This is a genomic window from Vreelandella nanhaiensis (assembly GCF_003990185.1).
GTDB lineage: Bacteria > Pseudomonadota > Gammaproteobacteria > Pseudomonadales > Halomonadaceae > Vreelandella > Vreelandella nanhaiensis.
Map to the genome: position 1 here is coordinate 300,864 of NZ_RZHF01000005.1, position 12,287 is coordinate 313,150.

8 protein-coding genes are annotated in these 12,287 nt (G+C 58.1%); 4 read left to right on the top strand and 4 right to left on the bottom strand.

Annotation, left to right across the window (positions count from 1 at the left end):
- Positions 1-33: 33 nt before the first annotated feature.
- A complete protein-coding gene (locus ELY38_RS04975) occupies positions 34-1,263 on the top strand; it encodes a nucleoside recognition domain-containing protein (protein WP_127060392.1) in 1,230 nt (409 codons plus the stop codon).
- Between the two features lie 6 nt (positions 1,264-1,269).
- Here ELY38_RS04975 and ELY38_RS04980 read toward each other — a convergent pair whose 3' ends face one another.
- The 4 genes from ELY38_RS04980 to ELY38_RS04995 form a co-directional block, all read right to left on the bottom strand.
- Positions 1,270-2,463 (bottom strand): serine hydrolase domain-containing protein, encoded by a 1,194-nt coding sequence (locus tag ELY38_RS04980; RefSeq protein WP_127060393.1) that lies wholly within the window; start codon positions 2,461-2,463, stop codon positions 1,270-1,272.
- Between the two features lie 48 nt (positions 2,464-2,511).
- A complete protein-coding gene (locus ELY38_RS04985) occupies positions 2,512-4,692 on the bottom strand; it encodes an OsmC domain/YcaO domain-containing protein (protein ID WP_127060394.1) in 2,181 nt (726 codons plus the stop codon).
- A gap of 146 nt (positions 4,693-4,838) precedes the next feature.
- Positions 4,839-5,723: an alpha/beta fold hydrolase gene (locus ELY38_RS04990; protein WP_127060395.1), complete on the bottom strand. Its 885-nt coding sequence runs from the start codon at positions 5,721-5,723 to the stop codon at positions 4,839-4,841.
- A 65-nt stretch (positions 5,724-5,788) separates the two neighbouring features.
- Positions 5,789-6,382 (bottom strand): TetR/AcrR family transcriptional regulator, encoded by a 594-nt coding sequence (locus tag ELY38_RS04995; protein ID WP_127060396.1) that lies wholly within the window; start codon positions 6,380-6,382, stop codon positions 5,789-5,791.
- A gap of 260 nt (positions 6,383-6,642) precedes the next feature.
- On the opposite strand from ELY38_RS04995, the gene ELY38_RS05000 reads away from it, so the two are divergent.
- From ELY38_RS05000 to ELY38_RS05010, 3 genes are read left to right on the top strand one after another with little or no spacing between them, the layout of a single operon-like run.
- Positions 6,643-7,785 carry an efflux RND transporter periplasmic adaptor subunit gene (locus ELY38_RS05000; RefSeq protein WP_246009069.1) on the top strand — a complete coding sequence of 381 codons (1,143 nt, stop codon included), beginning with the start codon at positions 6,643-6,645 and terminating at the stop codon, positions 7,783-7,785.
- Positions 7,785-10,880, top strand: coding sequence for an efflux RND transporter permease subunit (locus ELY38_RS05005; protein ID WP_127060398.1), 3,096 nt, complete (start codon positions 7,785-7,787; stop codon positions 10,878-10,880). The genes ELY38_RS05000 and ELY38_RS05005 overlap by 1 nt, the downstream gene beginning before the upstream one ends.
- Positions 10,880-12,280, top strand: coding sequence for an ATP-binding protein (locus tag ELY38_RS05010; RefSeq protein ID WP_127060399.1), 1,401 nt, complete (start codon positions 10,880-10,882; stop codon positions 12,278-12,280). Before ELY38_RS05005 ends, ELY38_RS05010 begins: the two co-directional genes overlap by 1 nt.
- Positions 12,281-12,287 lie beyond the last annotated feature (7 nt).

A 12,287-nucleotide genomic window follows, 5' to 3' on the forward strand; every position in this document is an offset into this window, starting at 1 on the left:
GTTTTGTTTACCTACTCAGGATCATCGCCCGCCATGCTCAATGGAATCTGGTTAAGCTTTTTTATGGCCGCGTTTGCTGGCGCGCTATGGCAGTGGCTGGTGGGCGGGGATAGTGAAGTTTTCGCGCGCTTGGTGCAGTCACTTTTCGATATGGCCAAGGTAAGTGTTGATATCATCCTGGTGCTGCTCGGCGCCATGACGCTTTGGCTGGGGTTTCTCTCGATTGCCGAAAAGGCTGGCATGATTCGCCTTTTAGGACGGGTGCTGGACCCGCTATTTTGCCGCTTGATGCCTGAAGTGCCCCGCGGCCATCCCGCGATGGGCCTGATCAGTATGAACTTCGCGGCCAATATTCTGGGACTGGACAACGCAGCAACGCCCATTGGCATTAAAGCCATGCACTCGCTGCAATCACTCAACCCCAATCGCGATACGGCCAGCAACGCACAAATCCTGTTTTTAGTGCTCAACACCTCATCACTGACCCTTCTGCCGGTCACCATTTTCATGTACCGAGCGCAGCAAGGCGCTGCCGATCCTACGCTGGTATTTCTGCCTATTTTACTGGCCACCAGCGCCTCCAGCTTTGTGGGTCTGTTGACGGTCGCGCTGGTTCAGCGTTTAAAGCTCTGGCACCCCACGGTGCTTGCCTATTTCGCCGCGGCGGCGCTGTGTCTGGGGTTGCTGATTACCACCCTGGCTGGACTTTCCGCCGAGGCGCTGGCGGCGGCCTCTACCCTGGTGGGCAATCTAACGCTGTTTAGCATTATCATCATATTTTTGGTGGTGGGCGCCTTGCGAGGCGTTAAGGTATACGACGCCTTTATCGAAGGTGCCAAGGAAGGGGTGAGCTTTACCATCACTCTGCTACCTTACCTGATCGCCATGTTGGTGGCCGTGGGCGTCTTACGCGCCAGCGGCGTTTTGGATGCAGGGCTCAGCGGCGTGCGCTGGCTGGTAGAAGGGTTTGGGTGGGACACGCGCTTTGTAGATGCATTGCCTACCGCCTTTATCAAACCGCTTTCCGGCGGCGGCGCACGGGCGATGATGATCGAAACCATGAACAACTTTGGCGTGGATAGTTTTCCGGGGCTATTGGCGGCAACGCTGCAAGGCAGCACTGAAACCACGTTCTACGTGCTGGCCGTATATTTTGGCGCGGTGGGTATTAGCCGTATTCGCCACGGTCTGGGATGTGCGCTGGCAGCCGACGCCGCGGGCATTACCACGGCGATCGGCGTGTGCTACTGGTTCTTTGGCTAGCAGTGACTACTGGTTTTCATTTGCCAGATGATCGCTCAGCGCGTGAAAGAACTCGGTGACCGGTACGATCTCAAAGGCTTCGGCCTTGGGCTGCGCACCCGTCATGGCAATCACCATGTTGTTGTCCGGGTCGATAAATACCCACTGACCGAAGATACCCACTGCCGAGAAGGCCCCCTCGCCTTCCGGCCACCAAGAGTAGCCGTACTCGATCTCTTCGCCGCCGATCTCGTGGGGGCGGGCCGACTCCGCCACCCAGCCTTCAGGCAGAACGTTTGGGGTGTGGTACTCCTCCAGCACGAACTGGCCAAAGCGGGCGTAGTCGCGCAGCGTGATCAGAAGCCCACTGCCGCCGATCTCTTGGCCATCTTCGCTATCCAGCCACCACTTGGCATCGTGCTCCATGCCGTAGTTTGCCCAGATCGTTTCAGAGAGGTACTCAGAAGCGCTCTTGCCCACCGCGCCGTTTATGATCGCCGAGAGCAGCTGGGTTTCGCCAGTGCTGTAGTTCCACACTTCGCCGGGCGCATGGGCCCGTTCAAGCCCGCCCATGAATTCCAAGAGCGCCCCGGGCTCCTGGGAAAGTTGTACCTCAAGCATCTGACGACGCTGAGAGTTTGGGTCGGCGTAGGTTTCATCCCAGGCAACGCCCGAAGCCATCAGCAGAATCTGTTCTACGGTGACGTCGTCATAAACACTGCCAACGAGCGCTGGCACGTACTTGCTGACGGCATCATCAAGGCTTTCGATGTAGCCGTCGTTGAGTGCCGCACCGATCAGCGTCGAGGAGATCGACTTGGCGATCGACATCGACATCCAAGGTGTATCGGGCGTATTGCCCAAGGCGTACTGCTCGAACACCACGTCGTTGTCGTGCACCGCCATCAGGCCGCTTACCCGGTTGAGCGCCATGAAATCATAGATATCGTAGGTGACACCGTCATGGGTGAGAGAGAAGTCCTCAAGCGAAGCGTCGCGCTTGCCGAATTCATGCGGTGTGCTTGACGCCTTGACCGTGCGGGTTGGAAAGAGACGGTCGATATGGCGGGAAAGCTCTACCTGCTCATCGGGCATCATGCGCCCGCTGTAGAGCTTGCGCACCTCACTCTGGCTCTGCTCGGAGCTCTGGGCTAGGGTTGCGGTGGAGACGAGCGTCAGCGCCGCAGCAATCAAGGGCGAGCTATATGTCATCGAAGTCATGGCATTCCCGTTAAATAAGTGAAAACTAGGCGCGATCAAACGCCAAACTTACTCAGCTCGAGCCGCCCGCGCGGCGTGAAGCTTCTTGTAGCTCTCGATCAGGCGCTGGTGGCGCTCCAAGCCTTCGAGCTGCATATTGGTGGGCGTCAGGCCGTAAAAACGTACACTGCCCTCCACCGAACCCACGACCGCCGCCATGGTCTCTTCACCGAACATGCGCTGGAAGTTGGGCAGGTAGTCGTCGATTTCAAGCTCATCATCGAGAGCGATTTCCAGCACCGCGTTTACCGCCTGGTAGAACAAGCCGCGCTCGACGGTGTTGTCGTTGTACTGCAAGAACATTTGTACGCAGTCCAGCGCCTCTTCATGGCGCTCAAGTGCCAGATAGATCAGCAGTTTCAATTCCAGAATGGTGAGCTGTCCCCAGACGGTGTTCTCGTCGAACTCGATCCCAATCAGGGTAATAATATCGGCGTGGTCGTCCATCTGGCTCTCTTCGAGACGCTCGACCAGATCGAGCAGCCGATCCTCTTCCAGGCGGTGCAGGTTGAGGATATCCTCACGGTAATCCAGCGCCTTGTTGGTGTTATCCCAGATCAAGTCCTCGATCGGGTACACCTCGGAGTAGCCCGGCACCAGAATACGGCATACCGGCGCGCCGAGATCCTCGTGAACGGCCATGTACACCTCGGCCCCTAGCTCCTCGAAGATGCCGAACAGCGTTGCGGCCTCTTCCTCATTGGTGCCCGAGAAGTCCCACTCGCTGAACTCGAAATCGGCCTTAGCGCTGAAGAAGCGCCAGGAAACCACACCGACGGAGTCGATGAAATGCTCGACAAAGTTGTTGGGCTCAGAAACCGTCTGCGAGTTGAAAGTCGGCAGCGGCAGATCGTTCAGGCCTTCGAAACTGCGGCCCTGTAAAAGTTCGGTCAGGCTGCGCTCCAGCGCCACTTCAAAGCTTGGGTGCGCGCCAAAAGAAGCAAACACGCCGCCGGTCCGCGGGTTCATTAGCGTGACGCACATCACCGGGAACTGCCCGCCCATGGAGGCATCCTTCACCAGTACCGGGAAGCCCTGAGCCTCCAGCGCCTTGATGCCCTCGACAATGCTGGGATACTTTGCCAGCACCTCCTGCGGCACGTCCGGAAGCGAAAGCTCCTGCTCGAGAATCTCGCGCTTCACTGCCCGCTCGAATATTTCTGACAGACACTGCACCTGGGCTTCCACCAGCGTGTTGCCTGCGCTCATACCGTTACTTAAAAACAGGTTCTCGATCAGGTTCGAGGGGAAATAAACCGTCTCGCCGTCAGATTGACGCACGAAGGGCAACGAGACGATCCCGCGGTCTTCACGCCCCGAGTTGGTGTCGATCAGGTTCGAGCCGCAAAGCTCGCCTTCCGGGTTATAGATCGCCAGGCAGTGCTCGTCGAGAATTTCTTCAGGCAGCTCGTCATTCGGCCCCGGCTTGAACCACTTCTCATTGGGGTAATGAACAAATTCGCTATTGGCAATCTCTTCACCAAAGAACTGGTCGTTATAGAAGAAGTTGCAGCTCAAGCGCTCGATAAACTCGCCAAGTGCCGAACACAGCGCGCTCTCCTTGGTCGCGCCTTTACCGTTGGTGAAGCACATGGGCGACGCGGCATCGCGAATATGCAGCGACCACACGTGGGGCACGATATTGCGCCAGGAGGCAATCTCGATCTTCATGCCAAGATTTGCCAGAATCGCGCTCATATTGGCGATAGTCTGCTCCAACGGCAGGTCTTTACCTTCAATGTAAGTGCTGCCGCCTTCCGGTGCGCCCATCAGTAGTGCCTGGGCGTCTTCGTCGATGTTCTCGACCGTCTCGATCTGAAATTCGGGACCAGTTTGAACAACTTTCTTGACCGTGCAGCGGTCGATGGAGCGCAGAATGCCCTGGCGATCCTTTTCCGAAATATCTTCCGGCAGCTCGACTTGGATCTTGAAAATCTGCTTATAGCGATCTTCCGGGTCGACAATATTGTTCTGCGAGAGGCGAATGTTTTCGGTAGGTATATCCCGGGCGTTGCAGTACACCTTCACAAAATAGGCGGCGCACATGGCCGATGACGCCAGAAAATAGTCGAACGGGCCAGGCGCTGAGCCGTCGCCCTTGTAGCGAATCGGCTGATCTGAAATAACAGTGAAGTCGTCGAATTTGGCCTCCAGGCGGAGGTTATCGAGATAGTTGACTTTGATTTCCATGAGCGGGCATCCGGAGCAATGAGTGTGCCTGGGCTTTAAAAGCGCTGGGCTTCTAAAACATGAGCTTCTAAAAACAGGCCCTAGGCGAATTGCCGCCTATTATCCAGTTTTTCACCCGCTTCGTCTTGGTAAGTCTCTTTAAGCGCTTATTCAGCACTAAGCAGAAACGGCAAGGCCTCGTTTAGCAGAACCTCAGGGATCTCTTCGGCAATGTAATGGCCGCAGGGTAGCGCCTTGCCTTCAACCTGAGCGGCCACCTTGCGCCACTCACTCAAGGCATCGAAACAGGCCTCAATCGCACCTTCAGCGCCCCACATCACTTTCAGCGGGCAGGTTAGCTTAACCCCTGACTCAATATCCGCCTGATCGTGAACCAGATCTATCGTGGCGCTGGCGCGGTAGTCGCCGCAAATGCCAGCCGCAGTGCCGGGCAGTGCCAGGCACCGCTCGTACTCTGCCAGGGCTTCCGAAGTAAACGGTGCCATCCCAGCGCTGCGCGCGCCCATCACGCTCTCAAGATACTGGGCGGGGTCGCCTTGAATCAGCATTTCGGGCAGCGGCTGAGGGCGAATCAGGAAGAACCAGTGCCAGTAGCTGCGAGCAAACGCCTCATTGGTGCCCCGATACATGGCAAGGGTCGGCGCAATATCCAGAAACACCATGCGCTCCACGCGCGAGGCGTAATCAACGCCTAACCGATGCGCCACTCGTGCGCCACGGTCATGGGCCAGCACCTTGAAGCGCTCGAACCCCAGCTCATTCATTAACGCTGCCATATCAGCAGCCATGGTGCGCTTGGAATAATTGATATGCTCGGCGTCATCGTCGGGTTTGCCACTATCGCCGTAGCCGCGCAAGTCAGCAGCAACCACGGTAAAGTGCCGGGCAAGCTCCTCAGCCACTTGATGCCAGATCACATGGGTTTGCGGATGACCATGCAGCAACAATAATGCGGGGCCATTTCCTCCCATACGAAAAGCAATCTCGACGCCGTTAACCTGGCGTGTGTATTTTTCATAGCCGTGAAACATGACCAGCTCCTGCCTTGACAATTGACATTAACAAGAAGGTGATTAAAAGCAGTTTGAGAGATCACTCAGCCCGTAGGAGGCATGAGTACTTGTTCAAAAAGAATGCTTTCAAAAACTTCCATGGGAGCATCCGACTTTAACGTTTTGGCCCGTAGAATAGCCCCTTCCCAGCCGGAAAGGATAAAGCTTGCCAGCTGATGAGGATCAAGGGCTGACGTGAGCGCCCCCTGGGCCTGGGCGGCCTGCAGGCAGTGAGCAAAGCGTGCCTCCCAGCGCTGGAACGCATGGTTAAGCGCCTCGCGAAAACGAACGCTTTGGCCGGCCAGTTCCTGGCCTAAATTACCGATCAGGCAGCCGGTCGTATGGTCACGCTCGCTCATATAGGCCCGGCTAACGGCAAAGTAGCGCCGCAGGCGCTCCAGCGGAGGCGTCATTGGATCTTCAAGCAGCGCGACTAGACTTGCATCATAGTCGTTGGCAAAGTGCTCAATCACCGCCAGGCCAAAATCTTCCTTGCTGGAAAAGTAATGGTAAAACGATCCTTTAGGTACGCCGCATGCTTTAAGTACGGCATTGATGCCCGTTGCGTTATACCCTTGCTGGGTAATCAGCTCAGCACCAGAATCAATTAACTTATCGCGGGTGGCGGTGTTTTTCATACGCTTGCACAAGACTCATCGGCCGGCCGTTATTTCATGATGGATAGATCACGCTATAAAAAGTCGCAAACATCACGGGTTAGAAGAGTTGCACGCTGTTTTCATAATGCTTACCCAATCGCTGCGAGCAAATGCGTGATGCTAGCATGATACGCTTTTTTTACCGGAATTTTCGCTCTTACTACGGGTACCCCGTGTTGATAAAACCTCATCACTCTTTCTCCTCTACGCAACAGGGCCGTGTCCGCTTGGGCGCCTTGATGGCCCTGTTGGTGTTTGCCGTTGGCTTGGCCTGCGCCTGGTGGATCATCAGTCAACCACCGCGTATTGAGCGGCGCCCTCCACCGGCTCCTACGCCGCCAGTAGTGAACGTTATGACGGTCGTACAAAGCCCGCAGGCGCCGCTACTCAGCGGCTTTGGCCGCGTGGAAGCAGAGCAGACAGCCATGTTGGCCAGCCGTGTGGCAGGTCAGTTGGAGCGCTTTGGAGATGGCGTTCTGCCCGGCCGGGTGGTCGAGGAAGGCGCGCCGGTAGCCTACATTGATCAGGCCGATTTGCGCCTTGCCCTGGAAGACGCTGAAGCCCAACTCAGCAATGCCCAGGCGCAGCTGGCGCTGGAAAATGCCGAGCAGCAGCGCGCCCGCAGCGAATACGAGTCATTTGGCCGCCAACTCTCCGCCGAGCGGCGTTCCTTGGTACTGCGCGAGCCCCAGCTTCGCCAAGCCCAAGCCCAGCTTACCCAGGCACGGGTAATACGCGATCAGGCGGCGCTCAATCTGGAACGGGCAACGCTGACCGCGCCCTGGAAGGCCATGGTACAAGAGCGCCTGGTGGGGGCTGGCAGCCTGCTAAGCCAGGGAACCGAGGTGCTTAACCTGGTCGGCGTTGAACAGTTCTGGGTGCGCGCCTCACTGCCCGGCGATGCGCTTGAATGGCTGGCCCCGGGTAGCCAGGTCATGCTTACCAGCCGAGGCTGGCCCGAAGGCGCCACGCGGGATGGCACGCTGGTATCGATTTTACCCAACCTGGAAGAGAGCGGGCTTCAGGCCCAGCTGTTGATTGCAGTGAATGACCCGCTGTCGCTGGAAACCGATGGCCCGGCATTACGTTTGGGCGATGTCATGCGGGTAGCGTTTCAGACCCAGGCGCAGGAAGACCTGATTGCCCTGCCCTCGTCGGCACTACGTCCGGGCGAGCGCGTCTGGTGGGTGGATGATGAGAACCGTCTGCGCAGCACAACGGTGTCGCTTGCCTACCGAGGTGAAGATGAAGCACTGGTGCGCAGCGGCCTACAGGCTGGCCAGCGCGTTGTGATCTCAGGGCTTGCCCAGCCCCGCGAAGGGCAGCAGGTACGCGTTCGCTCCCGGGGCGATACGCCCGCAAGCGATGGGGAGAGAAGCTAATGCGCCGTGGCCCGCTTGCCTGGATGATCGACCACGGGGTGGCGCCTAATCTCTTGATGGTGCTATTTATCGTGGGGGGCCTCATGGCATCGCTCGCGATAAAAAAAGAGGTATTCCCTGCGTTTGAAATAGAAATTGTACAGGTCAGTATCAGCTACCCTGGCGCCACGCCAGAAGACGTCGAGCAGAGCCTGCTACTGCCCGTTGAGGCGGCGGTATCGAATGTGGAAGGCATTGATGAACTGACCTCCAGCGCTGGAGAAGGCAGTGGCATGGTCAGCGCGACGTTAATCGATGGCGTTGATGTGATGCGCGTCTATCAGGACATTCAGCAGGCGGTCAACGCGATTACCACCCTGCCCAGCGCCGCCGACCCGCCGCGCTTCACATTGGCTGGCCGTTCGCGAAGCGTGGTAAGCCTTCAGGTTTACGGCTCAGTTGGGCTTGCGGCTCTTCACGATGCTGCCGAGGATGTTCGCGCTGAGCTGCAGGCCGCTGAGGGTATTTCCCGGGCCGAGCTTTCGGGTAACCGCGAGCGGGAGATTCAGATCCATCTGGATGAAGAAGCCATCGAGCGCTACGGGCTCGATCACCAGCAGCTTGCCAGCCGTATTGGTGCTGAAGCGCTGGACCTGGCGAGCGGCCAGCTAACCACCGCCGAAGGCGAATGGCTGGTTCGCTATCAGGGGCGTCGCAATAGCGCTGCTGAGTTTGCCGACCTGCCGATTCTTACCACCGCCCAGGGCACCCCTATCGTGCTGGGGGATATCGCCCGTGTGAGTAATGGCTTCGCCGAAACTGATCGCGAAGAGTTCTATAACGGTGAACCGGGCCTATCGGTCAATATCTATCAAATCGGCCACCAGACCCCGACCAGCATTTCCGAGGCGGTATACGGCGAGCTGGAACGTCTAAGGGCGGGGCTCCCCCCGGGCGTAAGCCTGGACGTCTCACGCGACAGCTCAGAGGTATACGAAGACCGCTTAAGCCTGCTGTTGAAAAACGCCTGGATGGGCCTGGCGCTGGTGATGATTCTCATGGCGCTGTTTCTTGAAGCGCGACTGGCCTTTTGGGTCACGCTGGGTATTCCCACGGCGTTTTTGGGGGCCATGCTGTTTCTGCCCTGGATCGGCGTCTCGCTGAACATAATGTCGATGTTTGCGTTCATTATTGCGCTGGGGATCGTAGTCGATGATGCAATCATGGTGGGCGAAAACATCTACAGCTACCGTGAGGATGGCTACTCGCTGCGCGATGCGGCCGTAAAAGGTGCAGGCGAAATTGCCGTGCCGCTGACCTTTGCCATTTTGTCGAATATCGTCGCGTTCTTACCCCTGCTGTTTTTACCCGGCTTCCTGGGCATGCTGTTTGCCACCCTGCCCGTTGTGGTCATCACCGTGTTTTTAATCTCCTGGGCAGAAGCGCTGTTTATACTCCCCGCACACCTAGCCCATAGCCGTAAGCCGCGTGAAACGCCTGCTTGGCAGCGGCCACTGGAAGCATTGCGTCAGCGCCTGCAGGGCGGGCTGCATCACTTTACGTATCATCAGTTTGAGCCCTTTCTTCAGCGGGCGCTCAACCAGCGCTTGTTGAGTATTTCCTTGGGTATTGCGGTACTTGTTGTGGTGCTGGCGTGGTCAATGAGCGGCCGGATGGGTTTTTCACTCATGCCGCGTGCGGAGTCAGATCAAGTCCAGGCAACGGTAACGTTGCCCATCGGCACTAATATCAGCGTTAGCCGCGAGCTTAGCCAACAGCTATTGGTTGCCGCCCAGCAGCTGAGCGAGCGTGAAGATACGCTGGCTTTTAGCAGCACGCGCAGCCGCCTGGATGGAGAGAATCTCGAAGTCCGCCTGGATATTGCCAGCGAAAGCCTGGAGGCGTGGCCGCCATCGCGCATTGCGCGTGAATGGCGCGAGGTCACCGGTGACCTGGTAGGCGCGCAGTCGGTCCGCTTTGAATCAGACTTTGGCGGCCCCGGCAGCGGTGCTGCGCTTAGCCTGCGCTTATCCCATCCCGACACCCAGGTGCTGGAAGCCGCGGCGGCCCGGTTAGCCGAGGTGCTAGGTGAGTACGGGCTGACTGACATCGACAGCGGGATTGGTGATGGCAAACCCCAGCTTGAAATGCGCCTTTCCGCAGAGGGCCGCGCGCTCGGCCTGACCGGCAGCGACCTGGCCCAGGCACTGCGTGGGCCCTTGCAGGGTGCCACTGCCGTTGAGCAGTTTGTAGGACGCAGCGAAATCAGCGTGGAGGTACGCCTGCCCGAAGCCGACCGCGATAGCTTGAACGAGCTTTACCGCATGCCGGTACGTACGCCGGATGGTTTGAGCGTGCCGCTCTCCCGAGTGGCCGATATTACCTTGAGCCAGGCGTCCAGCAGCCTGCAACGCATTGATGGGAGGCGTATTATTACCGTCACGGCGGATTCAGAAGGCGACCAGACGATCAACCAGGTGCTGGCAACTCTTCAGGAAGACGTGTTCCCGACGCTTGAAAATACCTGGCCTGGGCTTGAAGTCAGCCTGGGTGGCCGCCAGCAGGATACTGCTGACAATCTGGCTGCCCTGCGCACCGCCATGTGGTTGATGCTGGCCGCTCTGTACGCACTGCTGGCCATTCCCTTCAGAAGCTACTTGCAACCCTTGCTGGTGCTTGCTGCCATTCCGTTTGGCATTGTTGGTGCGGTGGTGGGCCACATGATCATGGGGTTTGGGCTTTCGATTATCAGTCTGCTTGGCATGCTAGCGTTATCCGGGGTGGTGATTAACGATGCGCTGGTGCTGATTGATTACGCCAACCGCAAACGGCGCGAGGGCATGGCCCCCCGAGCAGCCATTGTTGCCGCCGCCACCCGTCGCCTGCGGCCCATCATGATGACCACGCTTACAACCTTTCTGGGATTGGCACCCATGATTCTGGAAACCTCGCGTCAGGCGCGCTTCATGATTCCCATGGCGATCTCGCTGGGCTTTGGAATGATTTTTGCGACCATTATTCTGCTGATACTGGTGCCCTGCCTTTACCTGGGGATGGAAAACTGGCGCGAGCGGCTAAGCATGCCCCACCAGCCTAGTCAGGAAGGAGCTTCCTGATGGCCATTCCCCTGCCCTCCTGGCGACTTTCCCGGCTGGGGCTGAAGCTGTTTGTGGCCATATTAAGCGTTAATGTGGCCATTTCAGCCAGCATGTTCATGGCCGTCTCCTACAGTATCGACCGTGGTTTTATCGACTATCTGAATCAGGCGCAGGAACGCCGCGCCATGCTCTTGGCCGACGGTTTGATTACCCGCTGGGAAACACAGGGAGACTGGCAGTGGCTTGAGCAACACCCGGAGCGCTGGCCGCATATCGTACGCTTTGAACTCGGCCAGGAGCGTCGCGAGCGCCCCTCGCCTCTGGGCGAAGCCCAGGATTTTGCCCTGCGCGCGCCCAACGGCAAGTTCGTGATTTCGCCCATGAATGGCCGGATGAGCCCTGGTGACTGGCGCTGGCTTACGCTCTACAGCAACAGTGAAGCAATCGGCTCGCTGGGGTTTCGCCCCCCTCAGCAGATGATGGAGCGCATGGAGAATCGCTTTCTGGAGCTTCAGCAGCGTAACCTGGTGATTATTGTTATCTCGATTGGGCTGGCATCGCTACTCTTGGCAGCAGGGCTTTCCTGGTGGTTGAGCCGACGTACACGAGCACTCGCTGTTGCCACCCGGCGTCTTACGGAAGGCAATTACCATACTCGCCTGCCCGAGGGCGGCCGTGATGAGCTTGCGCGACTGGCGCGGGATTTCAATGTGCTGGCCGCAACCCTTGAAGCCAACCGGGATGCTCGAGCGCGCTGGGTCTCTGATACCGCTCATGAACTGCGCACCCCGTTGGCCGTGCTACGCGGGGAAATCGAGGCTATGCAGGATGGCATTCGCCCGCTAAATCAGGAGAACCTCAACTCGCTGGCCCAGGAAGTCGCCCAGCTTGAGCATTTGGTGGCCGACTTACGCCTGCTGTCGCAAAGCGATGCCGGCGCGCTCGATATTCATTTGGCCCCTATGAACCTTAGCGAAAGTCTGGCCTGCCGCCTTGAGGACGCTGACCGCTGGCTCAATGAAAGTGGCCTTACCCTCACCACACACATTGCCCCAGAGGTGATGATTCGCGGGGATGCCCAGCGCCTGCACCAGCTGTGGAATAACCTTCTGGATAACAGCTGCGCCTATACCGATGCCCCCGGCAGGCTTCAGGTAACCCTGGGTATTGAGCACCAACACGCGGTGGTTACCTGGCAAGACAGCGCGCCGGGTGTACCTGAAAGTGAGCTGCCCCGGCTTACCGAGCGCCTTTACCGTGTTGAAGGATCACGCAACCGGGCCAGCGGTGGCAGTGGCCTGGGGTTATCCATTGCAAGCGCCTTGGTAAGCGCGCATGGCGCAACGCTTGAGGCTTCAAATGCTCCGCTAGGCGGGCTTTGCTGGACCTTGCGTTTTCCGTTACTGACCTCCCATTAATGACAAG